Origin of the sequence: Streptomyces sp. BPTC-684 (assembly GCF_030028635.1) — a bacterium.
GTDB classification, from domain to species: Bacteria; Actinomycetota; Actinomycetes; order Streptomycetales; family Streptomycetaceae; genus Streptomyces; species Streptomyces noboritoensis.
This window is the reverse complement of the sequence record NZ_CP124863.1, coordinates 862,989-880,503: the sequence shown is the minus strand read 5'-3', so window position 1 is coordinate 880,503 and position 17,515 is coordinate 862,989. Positions and strand designations below refer to the sequence as shown.

At 71.6% G+C, this 17,515-nt stretch carries 14 protein-coding genes; 9 read left to right on the top strand and 5 right to left on the bottom strand.

Annotated elements, in window-relative coordinates; translation table 11 throughout:
- Positions 1-11: 11 nt before the first annotated feature.
- On the top strand, positions 12-1,982 hold the full coding sequence (locus QIY60_RS03835) for an ATP-dependent DNA helicase (RefSeq protein WP_283141145.1): 1,971 nt from the start codon (positions 12-14) through the stop codon (positions 1,980-1,982).
- A gap of 217 nt (positions 1,983-2,199) precedes the next feature.
- On the opposite strand, the gene lexA is transcribed toward QIY60_RS03835, so the two are convergent.
- Complete coding sequence (gene lexA, locus QIY60_RS03830) at positions 2,200-2,994, bottom strand: transcriptional repressor LexA (RefSeq protein ID WP_283141144.1); 795 nt, start codon at positions 2,992-2,994, stop codon at positions 2,200-2,202.
- 646 nt (positions 2,995-3,640) lie between these two features.
- On the opposite strand from lexA, the gene nrdR reads away from it, so the two are divergent.
- Positions 3,641-4,162 carry a transcriptional regulator NrdR gene (gene nrdR, locus QIY60_RS03825; protein WP_283141143.1) on the top strand — a complete coding sequence of 174 codons (522 nt, stop codon included), beginning with the start codon at positions 3,641-3,643 and terminating at the stop codon, positions 4,160-4,162.
- 141 nt (positions 4,163-4,303) lie between these two features.
- On the top strand, positions 4,304-7,198 hold the full coding sequence (locus QIY60_RS03820; RefSeq protein WP_283141142.1) for a vitamin B12-dependent ribonucleotide reductase: 2,895 nt from the start codon (positions 4,304-4,306) through the stop codon (positions 7,196-7,198).
- A gap of 136 nt (positions 7,199-7,334) precedes the next feature.
- Here QIY60_RS03820 and QIY60_RS03815 read toward each other — a convergent pair whose 3' ends face one another.
- Complete coding sequence (locus QIY60_RS03815) at positions 7,335-7,865, bottom strand: TerD family protein (RefSeq protein ID WP_283141141.1); 531 nt, start codon at positions 7,863-7,865, stop codon at positions 7,335-7,337.
- 124 nt (positions 7,866-7,989) lie between these two features.
- Here QIY60_RS03815 and QIY60_RS03810 point away from each other — a divergent pair, with 124 nt between their 5' ends.
- The 3 genes from QIY60_RS03810 to QIY60_RS03800 all read left to right on the top strand — a co-directional run bounded on the left by QIY60_RS03810 (position 7,990) and on the right by QIY60_RS03800 (position 10,243).
- Entirely contained in the window at positions 7,990-8,595 is a 606-nt protein-coding gene (locus tag QIY60_RS03810) for a YdbC family protein (protein WP_283141140.1), read from the top strand.
- 64 nt (positions 8,596-8,659) lie between these two features.
- Positions 8,660-9,319 carry a histidine phosphatase family protein gene (locus QIY60_RS03805; RefSeq protein ID WP_283141139.1) on the top strand — a complete coding sequence of 220 codons (660 nt, stop codon included), beginning with the start codon at positions 8,660-8,662 and terminating at the stop codon, positions 9,317-9,319.
- Positions 9,320-9,331: 12 nt separating this feature from the next.
- Positions 9,332-10,243 carry an ADP-ribosylglycohydrolase family protein gene (locus tag QIY60_RS03800; protein WP_283141138.1) on the top strand — a complete coding sequence of 304 codons (912 nt, stop codon included), beginning with the start codon at positions 9,332-9,334 and terminating at the stop codon, positions 10,241-10,243.
- Between the two features lie 103 nt (positions 10,244-10,346).
- On the opposite strand, the gene QIY60_RS03795 is transcribed toward QIY60_RS03800, so the two are convergent.
- A complete protein-coding gene (locus QIY60_RS03795; RefSeq protein ID WP_283141137.1) occupies positions 10,347-11,906 on the bottom strand; it encodes an MFS transporter in 1,560 nt (519 codons plus the stop codon).
- 223 nt (positions 11,907-12,129) lie between these two features.
- Here QIY60_RS03795 and QIY60_RS03790 point away from each other — a divergent pair, with 223 nt between their 5' ends.
- The 3 genes from QIY60_RS03790 (at position 12,130) to QIY60_RS03780 (ending at position 14,296) form a co-directional block, all read left to right on the top strand.
- The gene (locus QIY60_RS03790) at positions 12,130-12,756 is read left to right on the top strand and encodes a TetR/AcrR family transcriptional regulator (RefSeq protein WP_283141136.1); all 627 of its coding nucleotides are present in this window, start codon (positions 12,130-12,132) and stop codon (positions 12,754-12,756) included.
- Positions 12,757-12,865: 109 nt separating this feature from the next.
- Positions 12,866-13,576, top strand: coding sequence for a ribonuclease HII (locus QIY60_RS03785; RefSeq protein WP_283141135.1), 711 nt, complete (start codon positions 12,866-12,868; stop codon positions 13,574-13,576).
- A gap of 105 nt (positions 13,577-13,681) precedes the next feature.
- Entirely contained in the window at positions 13,682-14,296 is a 615-nt protein-coding gene (locus QIY60_RS03780) for a hypothetical protein (protein ID WP_283141134.1), read from the top strand.
- Between the two features lie 149 nt (positions 14,297-14,445).
- Here QIY60_RS03780 and QIY60_RS03775 read toward each other — a convergent pair whose 3' ends face one another.
- Together QIY60_RS03775 and QIY60_RS03770 are read right to left on the bottom strand one after the other, a co-directional pair.
- On the bottom strand, positions 14,446-15,072 hold the full coding sequence (locus QIY60_RS03775) for a hypothetical protein (RefSeq protein ID WP_283141133.1): 627 nt from the start codon (positions 15,070-15,072) through the stop codon (positions 14,446-14,448).
- Between the two features lie 224 nt (positions 15,073-15,296).
- Complete coding sequence (locus tag QIY60_RS03770) at positions 15,297-17,465, bottom strand: RecQ family ATP-dependent DNA helicase (protein ID WP_283141132.1); 2,169 nt, start codon at positions 17,463-17,465, stop codon at positions 15,297-15,299.
- Positions 17,466-17,515: the final 50 nt, after the last annotated feature.

Genomic DNA, 17,515 nt, shown 5'->3' with positions numbered 1-17,515 from the left:
GTGGACGGGCTATGACGAAGCCATCTCTCCCCGAGCTCCTGCACGCCGCCGTCTCCGCCGTCGGCGGCACGGAGCGCCCCGGCCAGGTCACCATGGCCACGGCCGTCGCCGACGCCATCGACGGCGGTTCCCACCTGCTCGTCCAGGCGGGCACCGGCACCGGAAAGTCCCTGGGCTATCTGGTGCCGGCGCTGGCGCACGGCGAGCGCGTCGTGGTGGCCACGGCGACCTTGGCGCTTCAGCGGCAGCTCGTGGAGCGCGATCTTCCGCGTACGGTCGACGCGCTGCACCCGCAGCTGCGCCGCCGCCCGGAGTTCGCCATGCTCAAGGGCCGCTCGAACTACCTCTGCCTGCACCGCCTCCATGAGGGCGTGCCGCAGGAAGAGGAGGACGGTCTCTTCGACCAGTTCGAGGCGGCCGCGCCCACCAGCAAGCTGGGGCAGGACCTGCTGCGGATGCGGGACTGGGCCGACGAGACGGAGACCGGCGACCGGGACGACCTGACGCCCGGTGTCTCGGACCGTGCCTGGGGCCAGGTGTCCGTCTCCTCCCGGGAGTGCCTGGGAGCCTCGAAGTGCGCGTACGGTGCGGAGTGCTTCGCGGAGATGGCCCGCGAGCGCGCCAAGCTCTCGGACGTGGTGGTCACCAACCACGCCCTGCTGGCCATCGACGCCATCGAGGGCGCCCCCGTGCTCCCGCAGCACGAAGTGCTGATCGTCGACGAGGCGCACGAGCTGGTCTCCCGGGTCACCGGCGTCGCCACCGGCGAGCTCACCCCGGGGCAGGTCAACCGGGCCGTGCGGCGGGCCGCCAAGCTCGTCAACGAGAAGGCGGCCGACCAGCTCCAGACCGCCGCCGAGGGCTTCGAGCGGCTGATGGAGCTGGCGCTGCCCGGCCGTCTGGAAGAGATCCCGGAGGACCTCGGGTACGCCCTGATGGCACTGCGCGACGCGGCTCGTACGGTGATCTCGGCGCTCGGCTCCACCCGCGACAAGTCCGTCCAGGACGAGGACGCGGTGCGCAAGCAGGCCCTCGCGGCGGTCGAGAACGTCCACGGCGTGGCCGAGCGGATCTCCAACGGATCCGAGTACGACGTCGTCTGGTACGAGCGGCACGACCGCTTCGGCGCCTCCCTGCGGGTCGCCCCGCTCTCCGTGTCGGGGCTGCTGCGGGAGAAGCTCTTCGCCGACCGGTCGGTGGTGCTCACCTCGGCCACGCTCAAGCTCGGCGGTGACTTCAACGGCGTGGGCGCGTCGCTGGGCCTGGCGCCGGAGGGCACCGAGGGCGAGGACGTCCCGCAGTGGAAGGGCATCGACGTCGGGTCGCCCTTCGACTACCCCAAGCAGGGCATCCTCTACGTCGCCCGGCATCTGGCCACGCCGGGCCGTGAGGGCTCGCGCGGCGACATGATGGACGAGCTGGCGGAGCTGGTCGAGGCGGCCGGTGGCCGGACGCTGGGCCTCTTCTCGTCGATGCGGGCCGCCCAGGCGGCCGCCGAGGAGCTGCGCGGCCGCCTTGACAAGCCGATCCTCCTCCAGGGCGAGGACACGCTGGGCGAGCTGATCAAGACGTTCGCGGGCGACCCCGAGACCTGTCTGTTCGGCACGCTCTCCCTCTGGCAGGGCGTGGACGTGCCGGGTGCGAGCTGTCAGCTGGTGGTCATGGACCGGATCCCGTTCCCGCGGCCCGACGACCCGCTGATGAGCGCCCGCCAGAAGGCGGTGGAGGAGGGCGGCGGCAACGGCTTCATGGCGGTGGCCGCGACCCATGCCGCGCTGCTGATGGCCCAGGGCGCGGGCCGTCTGGTCCGGGCTACGGGGGACCGGGGCGTCGTCGCCGTCCTCGACCCCAGGCTGGCCAACGCGCGCTACGGCAGCTATCTGCGGGCCTCGCTGCCGGACTTCTGGTACACCACGGACCGCAATCAGGTGCGGAGGTCGCTGGCCGCGATTGATGCGGTGGCCAAGGCGGAGGGTAGGTAGCGCGCGGTCTTCGGCTGCGCCGCCTTCGCTGTGGGCCGTGGGTGGCTGGTCGTTCCCCCAAGTTCTCGGCTTCGCTCGAACAGGGGGACCCCCATCGCGGCGGAGCCGCAAATCGTCACAGCCCCGCGCCCCTTTGGGGGGGCACAACTTTGGGGACACAACAGGGCCCCGGGACCGGCGCAGTGGGTCCCGGGGCCGGTCATGGCCGGCGGGTCGGTCAGACCCGCCGCAGCACCGCCACCACCTTGCCGAGGATGGTCGCCTCGTCACCGGGGATGGGCTGGTACGCGGAGTTGTGCGGGAGCAGCCAGATGTGGTTGTCCTCGCGCTTGAACCGCTTCACCGTGGCTTCGCCGTCCAGCATCGCGGCGACGATGTCGCCGTTCTCCGCGACCGGCTGGCGGCGCACCGTGACCCAGTCGCCGTCGCAGATCGCGGCCTCGATCATCGAGTCACCGACGACCTTCAGGACGAAGAGCTCGCCGTCGCCGACCAACTGGCGGGGGAGGGGGAAGACGTCTTCGACCGACTCCTCGGCGAGGATGGGGCCACCGGCGGCGATCCGGCCGACCAGCGGCACATAGGAGGCCGCGGGCTTGCCGGTGGTGTCGGTCGGCTGGGTGCTGGGCTGGTCCGAGCCGCGCACCTCGTACGCCCGCGGGCGGTGCGGGTCGCGGCGGAGGAAGCCCTTGCGCTCCAGGGCCATGAGCTGGTGGGCGACGGACGACGTGCTGGAGAGACCCACCGCCTGACCGATCTCCCGCATCGACGGCGGGTACCCCCGGCGCTGCACCGAGTCCCGGATGACCTCGATGACCCGCCGCTGCCGGTCGGTGAGACCGGAGCTGTCCGCCCTGATGCCCGGAGGTCGGCCGGGCAGCGAGCGTGTGGTCCGCGCGGGGTCGCCGCCCTCCTGGTTCGTGACTGCGTCATTCATGGCATGCACCGGCTCAAGTCGGGTCTGGGAGCGGTCCTGGGCAGTGATGGTGGCACTGTCTGCGGTGGTGGTCACGTCGGCCCCTCTCGAAATGGTCTCCCTAGCTGGACAACGGTAGTTGCTTTCGAAAGGTTGCGCCAAACACACGTTCGAGTGAAAAATCGCAGAAAGCGTGACGTGACGATGGAGCCGGGTGTATGTGTGCACCCTTGCCGGGGCCGGTCGGCAGGCAATTCGGTCGATTACGGTACCCTTCACCGCTGAGGCCGGAGCTCGAAGGTGCCGCCAGGGAGCGTCGCCGACAGCTGCCGGACCGCGCGTACGTACGACCGCGGCGCGATGGCCGGTACCGGGCTCCCAGTCTGCCATCCGGTCGCCCGGAAACGGGGTCGGGCGCGCCCGCCGGGCGGTTCCCGATCCGGTGTTCCGCCGGTCGTCCGTCGGTGTTCCCGCGGTCGTTCGTCGCCCTCCGGGCCCGCGCGGACACGGGCCGGAATCGTGCCCCTCGGCGCTGTTCCCTGCGCGACCGCTCCGCGACACGCGGTAGTGGGCGGTTGGCGGCAAAACCCCAGATCTAGTGGTTGGATTGTCCCCGCCGCCCAGAAGTTGTGGTCATTGGTCTTCCGGGGCGCGGCCATCGCCTATGCTTATGGCTGCTTCGCGGGGCCTGTTCGGGCCTGACGAGGCTATTCAGTCGTGCCGTGAAGGAGGGTTGGGATCCATGCACTGCCCCTTCTGCAGGCACCCCGACAGCCGTGTCGTCGACAGTCGGACCACCGACGACGGCACGTCGATCCGCAGGCGCCGCCAGTGCCCCGACTGCTCCCGTCGTTTCACGACGGTGGAGACGGCCTCGCTGATGGTGGTCAAGCGGTCGGGCGTCACTGAACCCTTCTCGCGCACCAAGGTCATCTCCGGCGTCCGCAAGGCGTGCCAGGGGCGGCCGGTCACCGAGGACGCCCTCGCCAAGCTCGGCCAGCGGGTCGAGGAGGCGGTGCGCGCCACCGGGAGCGCCGAGCTGACCACCCATGACGTGGGTCTGGCCATACTCGGCCCGTTGCAGGAGCTCGACCTCGTCGCGTACCTGCGCTTCGCGTCCGTGTACCGGGCGTTCGACACCCTTGAAGACTTCGAGGCCGCCATCGCGGAACTGCGCGAACAACGGCCTCCCGCGGACAACGCGGGCGCGCGCGTGGCCGGAGTGACCCCCGAGGTCCCCGTGCCCGCCACCGCTGCCGACTGACCGGCGACTCCGGTCGCCGATCGGCGGCAATCCAGGACCTGTCACGGGCGCCCCGCGCGGCGTCCGGGGCACAAGACACACACCGTGCCACGGGAACATTCGGGCACTTTTGGGCGTTTTCGCCCGCGTATGGGAGGCGGCATGACAGAGACGGCGAGCGGCCCGGCACGAGGATCCCGCACCAAGGGTTCCAAGGCGACCAAGGGTCTGCGTATCGAGCGCATCCACACCACCCCCGGAGTGCATCCGTACGACGAGGTGGCCTGGGAGCGTCGTGACGTCGTCATGACCAACTGGCGCGACGGCTCGATCAACTTCGAGCAGCGTGGCGTCGAGTTCCCCGACTTCTGGTCGGTGAACGCGGTCAACATCGTCACCAGCAAGTACTTCCGCGGGGCCGTCGGCACCCCGCAGCGCGAGACCGGCCTCAAGCAGCTCATCGACCGGATCGTGAAGACCTACCGCAAGGCCGGCGAGGACCACGGCTACTTCGCCTCGCCCGCGGACGCCGAGATCTTCGAGCACGAGCTGGCGTACGCCCTCCTGCACCAGATCTTCAGCTTCAACAGCCCGGTGTGGTTCAACGTCGGCACGCCCCAGCCGCAGCAGGTCTCGGCCTGCTTCATCCTGTCCGTCGACGACTCCATGGAGTCGATCCTCGACTGGTACAAGGAAGAGGGCATGATCTTCAAGGGCGGCTCCGGCGCCGGCCTGAACCTCTCCCGCATCCGCTCCTCCAAGGAGCTGCTGTCCTCCGGCGGCAACGCCTCCGGCCCGGTCTCCTTCATGCGCGGTGCCGACGCCTCCGCCGGCACCATCAAGTCGGGCGGCGCCACCCGCCGCGCGGCCAAGATGGTCATCCTCGACGTCGACCACCCCGACATCGAGAACTTCATCGAGACCAAGGTGAAGGAAGAAGAGAAGATCCGCGCGCTGCGCGACGCGGGCTTCGACATGGACCTGGGCGGCGACGACATCACGTCCGTCCAGTACCAGAACGCCAACAACTCGGTCCGGGTGAACGACGAGTTCATGAAGGCCGTCGAGACCGGCGGCAAGTTCGGGCTGCGTGCCCGGATGACCGGTGACGTCATCGAAGAGGTCGACGCCAAGTCCCTCTTCCGCAAGATGGCCGAGGCGGCGTGGGCCTGCGCCGACCCGGGCATCCAGTACGACGACACGATCAACCACTGGCACACCTGCCCGGAGTCCGGCCGCATCAACGGCTCGAACCCGTGCAGCGAGTACATGCACCTGGACAACACGTCCTGCAACCTCGCCTCGCTGAACCTCATGAAGTTCCTCAAGGACGACGGCGAGGGCCACCAGTCCTTCGAGGTCGAGCGGTTCGCCAAGGTCGTCGAGCTGGTCATCACCGCGATGGACATCTCCATCTGCTTCGCGGACTTCCCGACCCAGAAGATCGGCGAGAACACCCGCGCCTTCCGCCAGCTGGGCATCGGCTACGCCAACCTCGGCGCCCTGCTGATGGCCACCGGCCACGCGTACGACTCGGACGGCGGCCGCGCGCTCGCCGGCGCCATCACCTCGCTGATGACCGGCACCTCGTACAAGCGCTCCGCCGAGCTGGCCGCGGTCGTCGGCCCGTACGACGGCTACGCCCGCAACGCCGAGCCGCACCAGCGCGTCATGAAGCAGCACGCCGACGCCAACACCAAGGCCGTCCACATCGACGACCTGGACTCGCCGATCTGGGCCGCCGCCACGGAGGCCTGGCAGGACGTGGTCCGGCTGGGCGAGAAGAACGGTTTCCGCAACGCTCAGGCGTCGGTCATCGCCCCCACCGGCACCATCGGTCTCGCGATGTCCTGCGACACCACCGGCCTGGAGCCCGACCTCGCGCTGGTCAAGTTCAAGAAGCTGGTCGGCGGCGGCTCGATGCAGATCGTCAACGGCACGGTCCCGCAGGCGCTGCGCCGCCTCGGCTACCAGCCGGAGCAGATCGAGGCGATCGTCGCCCACATCGCCGAGCACGGCAACGTGATCGACGCCCCCGGTCTGAAGACCGAGCACTACGAGGTCTTCGACTGCGCCATGGGTGAGCGCTCCATCTCCGCGATGGGCCACGTCCGCATGATGGCGGCCATCCAGCCGTGGATCTCCGGCGCGCTCTCCAAGACGGTCAACCTGCCGGAGACGGCGACCGTCGAGGACGTCGAAGAGGTCTACTTCGAAGCGTGGAAGATGGGCGTCAAGGCGCTCGCGATCTACCGCGACAACTGCAAGGTCGGCCAGCCCCTCTCCGCGAAGACCAAGGAGAAGGAGAAGGCAGAGGTCACGGAGAAGGCCGAGGCCGAGATCCGCAAGGCCGTCGAGAAGGTCGTCGAGTACCGCCCGGTCCGCAAGCGTCTGCCCAAGGGCCGTCCGGGCATCACCACCTCCTTCACGGTCGGTGGCGCCGAGGGCTACATGACCGCCAACTCCTACCCGGACGACGGTCTGGGCGAGGTCTTCCTGAAGATGTCCAAGCAGGGCTCGACCCTCGCGGGCATGATGGACGCCTTCTCGATCGCCGTCTCGGTCGGTCTGCAGTACGGCGTGCCGCTGGAGACGTACGTCTCGAAGTTCACCAACATGCGCTTCGAGCCGGCCGGCATGACGGACGACCCGGACGTGCGGATGGCGCAGTCGATCGTCGACTACATCTTCCGCCGCCTGGCGCTGGACTTCCTGCCGTTCGAGACCCGCTCGGCGCTCGGCATCCACTCCGCCGAGGAGCGTCAGCGTCATCTGGAGACCGGTTCGTACGAGCCGACCCTGGACGACGAGGAGATGGACGTCGAGGGCCTGGCCCAGTCCGCTCCGCGCCAGACCGAGACGCTGAAGGCCGTCGCCGCGCCCAAGCCGGCGGTCGTCGAGCCCCCGAAGGCCGTGCACAACTCGGCCGAGCTCGTCGAGATGCAGCTCGGCGTCAGCGCCGACGCGCCGCTCTGCTTCTCCTGCGGCACCAAGATGCAGCGGGCCGGCTCCTGCTACATCTGCGAGGGCTGCGGCTCGACCAGCGGCTGCAGCTGATCACGGGCGCTCGCAGCCCGAGCGCTCCTGAGGGCTGAGAGGCCCTGCCCCGTGGGGACCGGTGAACTGCCGGTCCCCACTTGGGCGTTCGGGGGGCACGCCCTGTGCTTCACCTACGTACTACGTACGTAAGGAGTCAGACGGCCCGTGCGCCCATCGCGGCGGTGAAGGCGTCCGGGTCCAGGTCGAAGCCGCGCACGTCCGGGCGGAGCTCCCAGGCGCCGCCCGGGGTCCGGACGAACTCCGCGACCGTGGCGGCCGTGCTCTGCGCGACGGAGGAGAAGTCGTCGCTCGCCAGCTCGCGGTAGCCCTCGCGGATGCGGACCTCGGGGTTGGCCACGTCCGCGAAGACGAGCCGGTCCGGGCGCTGCTGGATGAGCACGCCGACCACGATCCGGGCGTGGGCGTCCGGCTGGCGGGCGAACTCCAGCGTCAGCACCTCGTCGTCCCCGAAGCCCTTTCCGGTGGTGCTGTCGCGGCTCAGATAGACCGTGCCGTCGGGGGAGCGGCTGTCGAAGTGCACCAGATAGGCGGGGCTGCCGTACGGATCGGACGCCGTGTAGACCGCGGCGATCACATCGAGGTCGTGGGCCGGGGAGCCGACCGGACTCGGGTCCCACCGCAGTGCCACCTCGACCTTGTCGAGCCCCTTGCTGAAGCCGCTCATCCCCAAACCCCTCCCCGTGACTGCCCGTTGCCGGCCGCTCACCGACCATGCTGCCACGCGCGCGGGGCGATCCGGTCCGCCGGAGTGGGACCGGGGCCATGGGTACCGGCCGTACGATGGCGCGGTGCTGGTCAAGTGGATTCGCTGCACTGTGGTCGACCGTCCCGGCTTCGACCGGGGGCAGCGGAAGTGGGCGGGACTGCTGGGGGAGCCGGGATTCAGGGGCCAGGGCGGCGGGTGGAGCCGGGGGCGGCCCGATGTCGCGCACGTCTTCACGTTCTGGGAGAGCCGGCCGTTTTATGACTCCTTCATGGCGCGCCACCACGACCGCCTCGCCGCCGCGCAGTCCGGTACGTACAAGGACGCGCGCGCCAAGCTGTTCGACCACCGCTTCGACGTGAAGACCGGCTTCGAGCCGCGCTTCACCGACGCCGATGTGGTGCGGGTGGCGCACTGCCGGGTGCACGCCGACCGCGTCGAGCACTTCAGAAACGCGCAGGAGCGGATCTGGAACCCGGCGATGGCCGGGTCGCCGGGGATGCTGCGCGGGGTGTTCGCCGAGGCGCCGGGCAACGAGTTCCTGGTGCTCTCGATGTGGCGGTCGGCGGCCGAGCACGGCAAGTACCGGGCCGACCGGGTGGAGCGGCTCTCGCTGCGGGCGGGGACGGAGGCCGACGTGGCGGGCCTGTCCGGGGCGATCGTGGACCTGAACCCCAGCTGGACGGTGTGAGCGATACGCCGGATGGCGGCCGGACGGCTGCTCGAATGTCAGACCGGCGATCTAGGGTTTACGCATGGCAAGACCGCGTCGCATCGTCCTCGTCCGGCACGGGGAGTCGGAGGGGAACGCCGACGACACCGTGTACGAGCGCGAGCCCGACCACGCGCTGCGGCTCACCACGACCGGGCGGCGGCAGGCCGGGGCGACGGGGGAGCGGCTGCGCGAGATATTCGGGCGCGAGCGCGTCAGCGTCTACGTCTCGCCGTACCGGCGCACCCACGAGACGTTCCGGGAGTTCGGGCTCGATCCCGACCTCGTGCGGATCAGGGAGGAGCCCAGGCTCCGCGAGCAGGACTGGGGGAACTGGCAGGACCGCGAGGACGTAAGGCTCCAGAAGGCCTACCGGGACGCGTACGGACACTTCTTCTACCGCTTCGCCCAGGGCGAGTCGGGGGCGGATGTGTACGACCGGGTGGGGTCGTTCCTGGAGAGCCTGTACCGCAGCTTCGAGGCGCCCGACCACCCGCCGAACGTCCTGCTGGTCACGCACGGCCTGACGATGCGGCTGTTCTGCATGCGCTGGTTCCACTGGACGGTGGCGGACTTCGAGTCGCTCTCCAATCCGGGGAACGCGGAGACCAGGACGCTGCTCCTCGGCCCGGACGGGCGGTACACGCTGGACCGGCAGTTCGAGCGGTGGCGCGTCCCCGAGCCGTACGGCATCACCGGATAGAGTGGGTGTGCGATGACCGCTGACTCCACACTCGAATCACGCTTCGAACGCGCGCTGGGCAGCCTGCGCGGGCTGTCCGTGGGAGACGCCCTGGGCTCCCAGTTCTTCGTCCCCGCCCACTATCCGCTGCTCAAACGGCGCCAGCTGCCCGACGGCCCGTGGCAGTGGACCGACGACACCGAGATGGCCTGCTCGGTGTTGGCCGTCCTGGCCGCGCACGGCCGGATCGACCAGGACCGGCTCGCCCGCTCCTTCGCCGAGCACCACGACTTCGACCGGGGGTACGGCCCGGCCGTCAACCGGATGCTGCGGCTGATCCGGGAGGGCGGGGACTGGCGGGAGCTGGCCGCCGGGCTCTTCAACGGGCAGGGCTCCTGGGGCAACGGCTCCGCGATGCGGATCGCGCCCCTGGGCGCCTGGTACGCGGACGACCCGGAGCAGGCGACCCACCAGGCCGAGATCTCCTCGTACACCACCCATCAGCACCGCGAGGCCGTGGTGGGCTCGATGGCGGTGGCCGCCGCGGCCGCGCTGGCCGCCGATCCGGCGGGGCCGCCGACCCCGGCCGAGCTGCTCGACGGCGTCGTGGCGCTGGTGCCGCGCAGCGCGGTCGGCGCGGGGCTCAGGCGGGCGCGGGACATGCTGGACTACGGGGACGCGGGCACGGTGGCCGCGGTGCTCGGGTGCGGGCGGCGGACCAGTGCGCACGACACGGTGCCGTTCGCGCTGTGGTCGGCGGCGCGCTCGCTCGGGGACTACGAGAAGGCGTTCTGGACGACCGCGCAGGCAGGCGGCGACGTCGACACCACCTGCGCGATCGTCGGCGGGGTGATCGCGGCCGGAAAGGCCGGGGCGCCCCCGGCCGAGTGGCTGGCGCGGACCGAGGAGCTGCCGGGCTGGGTCCCGGCGACGGCTTCGGGCTGAGCCGGATCCGGGGGCCGGGCCCTCGTCGGGAGCCCTTGGAGCCCGGGAGCGGTGGAGCTTCCCGGGCACCTCGGACCCGTAGGCGCCCGGACCGGCGGGTTTGTCAGCCCGCAGGCACCCCCGCCTTCCCGCTCAGCGCCTCCAGATCGCTCCTGCGGACCTGGATGACGAAGACGGCGACCAGCGCGGCGAGGGACACCAGGGCCACGGCGGCGATGAAGGCCGTGCCGATGCCGTGGGCGAGGACCTCGTCGCTCCAGGGCGCGGGCAGCTGGTGCGTCTTGGCGAAGGCCGCCTTCTGCTCGGGTGAGCCGTGCGCGAGGAAGTCCTTGAGCTGGGTCCTGCCCTCGTCGCGGCTCGCGGTGCCGAAGACCGTGGTCAGGATGGACAGGCCGAGGGCGCCGCCGACCTGCTGGGTGGTGTTGAGCAGGCCGGACGCGGCGCCGGACTCGCTGTCGGCGATGCCGGAGACCGCGGTCAGGGTGAGCGTGACGAAGTTCAGGCCCATGCCGAAGCCGAAGAGCAGCAGCGGGCCGATGATCCCGCCGGTGTAGGTGCTGTCCGGGTCGATCAGGGTCAGCCAGGCCATGGCGCCCGCGGTGATCAGGGAACCGGTGACCACGATGGGCTTGGGGCCGATGCGGGGCAGCAGGCTCGTGGCGAGGCCCGCCGCGAGGACGATGGCCAGGGTCGAGGGGAAGAAGGCGACCCCGGCCTTGACCGGGCTGTAGTGCAGCACGTTCTGCACGAAGAGCACGATGAAGAAGAACATGCCGAACATGGCCGCGGCGAGGCTCAGCATGATCACGTACGTACCGGAGCGGTTGCGGTCGGCGAACATCCGCAGCGGGGTGATGGGCTGGGCGGAGCGGCGCTCCACCGCGACGAAGGCGAGGAGCAGGACCACGGCCGCGCCGAAGGACGCCAGGGTGAGGCCGTCGCGCCAGCCGTCGCTCGCGGCCCGGATGAACCCGTAGACGAGTGCCGCCATGCCGCCGGTCGAGGTGAACGCGCCGGCGAGGTCGAAGGTGCCGGAGTGGCGCTCGGACTCCCGGATGCAGCGCGGCGCGAGCGCGGCGATGACCACGCCGATGGGGACGTTGACGAAGAGCACCCAGCGCCAGTTGAGCCAGTCGGTGAGCATGCCGCCCGCGATCAGGCCGATGGCGCCGCCGCCCGCGGAGACGGCCGAGAAGACGCCGAACGCCCGGTTGCGCTCGGGGCCTTCGGGGAACGTGGTTGCGATCAGGGCGAGCGAGGTGGGCGAGGCGATCGCGCCGCCGATGCCCTGGAGGGCGCGGGCGGCGAGCAGTTGCCAGGGTTCCTGGGCGAAGCCGCCGAGGAGCGAGGCGAGGGTGAAGACCAGGATGCCGGTGATGAACATCCGGCGCCGGCCAAGGAGGTCGCCCGCCCGGCCGCCGAGCAGGAGCAGCCCGCCGAAGGTCAGCGCGTAGGCGTTGATGACCCAGGTCAGGTCGCTGGTGGAGAAGCCGAGGGAGGTCTGGATGTGGGGGAGCGCGATGTTCACGATCGTCGCGTCCAGGACCACCATCAGCTGGCACATCGCGATGACCGCGAGGGCGATGCCGGGGCGGTCGGGGCGCGGGGGATGCGGTTCGGGTGCGTGGGTGCCGGGCTTCGCGTCTATCTGATCTGACGTCATAAAAGGGTCCCCTTGAGCAGCCATGCTAGGAAACGCCACCGTTCACTATGGAAGACCCTAGCGAGCCGGAAAGAGTGAACACAAGCGTTCACTAAGGGGAGTTGGGGCAGGCTGGCGGCGCTGCGGCAGTTCCCGTACGGGGTGTCCGGGGACGCCGTGCCTGGTCAAACGGCTGGAGGGCGACCACCATGGGGGGCGGACCGTCCCCAACGGAGAGAAGACGATGGCTACTTCGCGCTGGACTGCTGCCGACGAGGCCCCGCAGGTCTCGCCGCGCCGCCGGGGGCCCGTCCTGGAACGGGCGATCCTCGACGCGGCCCTGGAGCAGTTGAGCACGGTCGGCTGGAACGCCCTCACCATGGAGGGCGTGGCCGCCGGGGCGCAGACCGGGAAGGCCGCGGTGTACCGCCGCTGGTCGTCCAAGGAGGAGCTGGTGGCCGACGCGCTGCGGTCCGGGTTCCCCGATCTGGACCGGGCCGACGACCACGGCTCGCTGCGCGAGGACCTCTACCAGCTCTGTCTGCGGCTGCGGGAGGCGATGTACTCGCGGTCGGGTTTCGCGCTGCGCTCGGTGCTTTACGAGTGCGACGCCGCCAGCGCCGACCGGTTCCACGGGATGGTGCTGCGGCGCTTGGTCGAGCCCGCCCAGCGGCTCTTCCGGGAGGCCGTGCGGCGCGGAATCGAGCGGGGCGACGTACGGTCCGACGCCACGGCGGAGGTGATCTTCGACGTCATCCCCGGGCTGATGATGTTCCGCGCGAAGGTGCGCGGAAGCGAATGGCCCGACGAGGCGGTCGCGGAGATGATCGATCACGTGATGGTGCCGCTGCTGCGGGCCGGGACGGCCTGAATCGGGGCCCGCGGACCCGCCCGATCGCGGGGTCCGTGCGGTCCGGTCGCGCGGCACAGGGTGGCCGGGGTGTCCTCGGCGGCCCGGGCGGCGTAACCTTGCTGGCGCCATGCCGTACGAACCACCCACCCACACCGTCGAGCGCTCGATCCGCGCCACCACCGGATGCAAGATCGTTGCCGGTGTCGACGAAGTCGGACGCGGGGCGTGGGCCGGTCCCGTCACGGTGTGTGCCGCCATCACGGGGCTGCGCCGACCGCCCGAGGGCCTGACCGACTCCAAGCTGATCAGCCCCAAGCGCCGCCTCGAACTGGCCGGGGAGCTGGAGTCCTGGGTGACGTCGTACGCGCTCGGGCACTCCTCGCCGCAGGAGATCGACGAGCTCGGAATGACCGCCGCGCTCCGTCTCGCCGCCGTCCGCGCGCTGGACGCGCTTCCGGTACGGCCGGAGGCGGTGATCCTCGACGGCAAGCACGACTACCTCGGCGAGCCGTGGCGGGTCCGCACCGTCATCAAGGGGGACCAGTCCTGCATCGCGGTCGCGGCCGCCTCGGTGATCGCCAAGGTGCGCCGGGACGCGATGATGGCCGAACTCGGGGGAGCGGCCGGGGAGTACGCGGCGTTCGGCTTCGCCGACAACGCCGGCTACCCCTCGCCGACGCACAAGACGGCCCTGGAGGAGCGGGGGCCGACCCCGTACCACCGGCTGTCCTGGGCGTACCTCGACGCGATGCCGCGCTGGCGGCACTTGAAGAAGGTCCGGGTCTCCGCGGCGGCGGCCGCACTGGAAAGCGGGGGCCAGCTCGGCTTCGACTTCTGAAATCCCTGGACTTTCCCCGCCCTTTACGGGGAGACTCCGCCCCGATCGCACTTTTGTGCCCACCCGGTGGTGCCCCATTCACCGGCGTTTGATAGACCTTTACCCATGCCTCTCATCCCCGAGGAGCCTCAGATTCACGAGAGCGCCCAGGGTCCCCGCGTCACTCCGGCCGCCGGCCGCACCGCGCCGACCCCCCATCCCGTTCCCGGTCCGCGAACCGCGGCCGCACCGCGTCCCGGACGGCCGGTCCCCGGTCCCGCCCGGCCCACGCCCCCCGCGCAGCGCACCCATGCCGCCGCGCAGCCCCAGGCACCCCGTCCGCAGGCCGCTGCCGGGCCGCAGGTCCAGCTGATCCCGGCCCCGGCCGACGGCGCGCTCGACGCCGCGGCCGAGGCGGTGGACCTGCTGCTCGACACCGGCCGCGCGCCGGGCGACATCCTGGTCCTCACCACCGGTGACCCGCACCCGTGGGCGGCGCACGAGCTGTCCTTCGGCGAGGAGTCGTACTGGGCGCAGCACGATGCTCGCGACGACGTGTTCTACGCGTCGGTCGACGGCCTCGCGCGTGCGGCCGGCCGGCCCGTGGTGATCGTCGCCGTCAACGGCGGGGACGACGCTGCCGTTGCCGCGCTGCCGGTCGTCCGTGAGCGGGCGGGTGCGCTGCTGATCGTCTGCGGTGATCCGCAGCGGATCAACACCGCGCTCGGCGCGGGGGTCTGAGCGGGGCGCTCCGCGGGGGCGGTTCTTTGGGTGCGGGCCGTCTTGGGCTGGTCGCGCCCACGCGGCGGAGCCGCACAATGACACAGCCCCGCGCCCCTTACGGGCGCTGGTCGCGCTCCATGTGGCACCACCCCGCGCCCCTTCGGGCGCTAGCGCGCCGCCACCTTGCGCAGGGTCTCCGCCGTTCCGCTGCGCAGTGGCAGGGGGACGGGGTCGGTGTCCGCCAGGGAGCAGGGGCGGCTTGTGGAGCTGGGGCGGCGGCCGCCGCGGCCCTCGCCCAGCACCTGCCAGCCGCCGCGCGTCAGCGTGATGTACGCGCCGCAGCGCAGCCCGTGCAGAGTGCAGGCGTCCCGCAGGCCCCACATCCAGGCGCCGTCCTCCTCGGTCCAACGCTCGTCGCCGTCACGGCAGTAGAGCAGTACGGCGGTGCGCACCGGGGTACGGCGGCGCAGGTCGTGCGGGATCACCCGGCGCAGGTGCGCGAGGAGCGCGTTGCGGAACTCCCAGCCGTCGGCGGCGGCCGGGCGCCGGACGAACGAGGCGCTGGCGGCCAGCCGTTCCTCGTGGTCCAGGACGGCTATCACGGCCGTCGACGGGGTCGGGCGGTGCCGGCTGTGCAGTCCGCTGACCACCTCGCGGGGGTTGCGCAGCAGCGGGATCCCGGCCGAGGCCCACTCCGCGGGCTCCAGCATCCTGGCGAGGCGGTTCGCCGAGGCCGCCGACATGAGGGACGACGCGCCTGCCGAGGCTGCGGACGGTGCGAATCCGAAGGTCACGGTCCTCCCTTCCGGATACGCGCCCACAGTGCGGGCAGGGTCGGGTGAGGGCGCAGCACGGCACGGCCCGGGACTCCGGGTCCACCGCTGAGGCGCGGCTCCAATTCTCGCTGGCTCGCGGGCACGCGGCAACGAGCAAATGGAGTCGCTGACTGGAATCGGAGGGTATGACGCTCATATCCCTGCCCAGTCGCACCCCCGATCACGCCAGGGATCCCCAGCGGTCAGCCCTGCACGGCGAGGACCAGCGGAAACACCCCCTGCGCGCCCGCCCTGCGCAGCAGCCGGGCCGCCACCGCCAGCGTCCACCCCGTGTCCGAGCGGTCGTCGACGAGCAGCACCGGGCCGCCCGCCTCCCGCACCGCCCGCGCCAGCTCGTCCGGCACCGTGAAGGCGTGGTGCAGGGCGCGCACCCGCTGGGCGCTGTTGGAGGCCGGAACGCGGGCCCCGGCGGCCTCCGCCCCGTACTCCACACGCCCCAGGAGGGGCATGCGGCCGATCTCCGCGATCCGGGTGCCAAGGGATTCCACGAGCCGGGGCCGGGTGAGCGAGGCGACGGTGACCACTCCGGCGGGCCGGGGCGGCGCGTCGGGGCCGCCGCCCGCCCAGCCGCCGGGGCCCTTGGCCCAGTCGGCCAGGACGGTCACCACGGCGTCGACCACATCGTCCGGAACCGGTCCGTCGGGGGTCTGGGGGGCGAGCATCGGGCGCAGCCGGTTGCCCCAGCCGATGTCCGAGAGCCGGCCCAGGGCCCGGCCGGGGAAGGCCTGTTCGCCCGCGGGAATACGGCCCTTGAGGTCGACGCCGACCGCCGCGAGCCCGGTCGGCCACATCTTGCGGGGCTCGACCTCCACGCCCGGCCTGCCCAGCTCGCCCCTGGCCGCGTCCAGCGCGGTCCCGGAGACGCCGGCGGTGAAGCGGGCGCCCGCGCAGTTGTCGCAGCGGCCGCACGGCGCCGCCTGCTCGTCGTCGAGCTGGCGGCGCAGGAACTCCATCCGGCAGCCGTCCGTCGCCGCGTAGTCACGCATCGCCTGCTGCTCGGCGGAGCGCTGGCGGGCCACCCACGCGTACCGCTCCGCGTCGTACACCCAGGGCTGTCCCGTGGACGTCCAGCCGCCCTTGACGCGGTGGACCGCGCCGTCCACGTCGAGGACCTTCAGCATGGTCTCCAGACGGGTGCGCCGCAGCTCGACCAGCGGCTCCAGGGCGGGCAGCGAGAGCGGGCGGCCCGCCTGCGCCAGCACGTCAAGGGTGCGGCGGACCTGCTCCTCGGGCGGGAAGGCGACCGAGGCGAAGTAGCGCCAGATCGCCTCGTCCTCCTGGCCGGGGAGCAGCAGCACCTCCGCGTGCTCCACACCGCGGCCCGCGCGGCCCACCTGCTGGTAGTAGGCGATGGGGGAGGAGGGCGAGCCCAGGTGGACCACGAAGCCGAGGTCCGGCTTGTCGAAGCCCATGCCCAGGGCCGAGGTGGCGACCAGGGCCTTGACCCGGTTGGCCAGCAGGTCGTCCTCGGCCTGCTGGCGGTCCGCGTTCTCCGTGCGGCCCGTGTAGGAGGCGACCGTGTGCCCGCACTGGCGCAGATACGCGGTGATCTCCTCGGCGGCCGCCACGGTCAGCGTGTAGATGATCCCGGAGCCCGGCAGCTCGTCCAGGTGGTCGGCGAGCCAGGCCAGGCGGTGTGCCGCGTCCGGCAGCGACAGCACGTTCAGACTCAGGCTCTCGCGGTCGAGGGGGCCGCGGAGCACCAGCGCGTCGGTGTCCGCGCCGGTGCCGAGCTGCTCCGCCACGTCGGCCGTCACGCGCGCGTTGGCCGTCGCCGTCGTCGCGAGGACCGGGACGCCCGGGGGGAGCTCGGCGAGCATGGTGCGCAGCCGGCGGTAGTCGGGGCGGAAGTCGTGGCCCCAGTCGGAGATGCAGTGCGCCTCGTCCACCACGAGCAGGCCGGTGGCCGCCGAGAGCTTGGGCAGCACCTCGTCGCGGAAGTCCGGGTTGTTGAGCCGCTCGGGGCTCACCAGGAGGACGTCGACCTCGCCCGCGGCCACCTCGGCCTGGACGGTCTCCCACTCCTCGGTGTTCGACGAGTTGATCGTGCGGGCGCGGATGCCCGCGCGGGCGGCCGCCTCCACCTGGTTGCGCATCAGCGCGAGCAGCGGCGAGACGATCACCGTGGGGCCGCTGCCGCGCTCGCGCAGCAGCGAGGTCGCCACGAAGTACACCGCGGACTTGCCCCAGCCGGTGCGCTGGACGACCAGCGCCCGCCGCCCCTCGACGAGCGCCTCGATGGCGCGCCACTGGTCCTCGCGCAGCCTGGCCGCTCCCGTGGGGTCGCCGACGAGGCGGGCCAGGACGGCGTCGGCCTCGGTGCGCAGATCCGTGGTGCTCGTGTGGTTCATGCCCCCATACAACAGGACGGGTCTGACATCCGGCCCGCCGCGCGCCCCCG

Excerpts from the sequence above, each read along its gene's own strand:
- QIY60_RS03835 (WP_283141145.1), top strand. The coding sequence starts at position 12 with ATGACGAAGCCATCTCTCCCCGAGCTCCTGCACGCCGCCGTCTCCGCC.
- nrdR (WP_283141143.1), top strand. The coding sequence starts at position 3,641 with ATGCACTGCCCCTTCTGCAGGCACCCCGACAGCCGTGTCGTCGACAGT.
- QIY60_RS03820 (WP_283141142.1), top strand. The coding sequence starts at position 4,304 with ATGACAGAGACGGCGAGCGGCCCGGCACGAGGATCCCGCACCAAGGGT.
- QIY60_RS03815 (WP_283141141.1), bottom strand. The coding sequence starts at position 7,865 with ATGAGCGGCTTCAGCAAGGGGCTCGACAAGGTCGAGGTGGCACTGCGG.
- QIY60_RS03805 (WP_283141139.1), top strand. The coding sequence starts at position 8,660 with ATGGCAAGACCGCGTCGCATCGTCCTCGTCCGGCACGGGGAGTCGGAG.
- QIY60_RS03800 (WP_283141138.1), top strand. The coding sequence starts at position 9,332 with ATGACCGCTGACTCCACACTCGAATCACGCTTCGAACGCGCGCTGGGC.
- QIY60_RS03795 (WP_283141137.1), bottom strand. The coding sequence starts at position 11,906 with ATGACGTCAGATCAGATAGACGCGAAGCCCGGCACCCACGCACCCGAA.
- QIY60_RS03790 (WP_283141136.1), top strand. The coding sequence starts at position 12,130 with ATGGCTACTTCGCGCTGGACTGCTGCCGACGAGGCCCCGCAGGTCTCG.
- QIY60_RS03785 (WP_283141135.1), top strand. The coding sequence starts at position 12,866 with ATGCCGTACGAACCACCCACCCACACCGTCGAGCGCTCGATCCGCGCC.
- QIY60_RS03780 (WP_283141134.1), top strand. The coding sequence starts at position 13,682 with ATGCCTCTCATCCCCGAGGAGCCTCAGATTCACGAGAGCGCCCAGGGT.
- QIY60_RS03770 (WP_283141132.1), bottom strand. The coding sequence starts at position 17,465 with ATGAACCACACGAGCACCACGGATCTGCGCACCGAGGCCGACGCCGTC.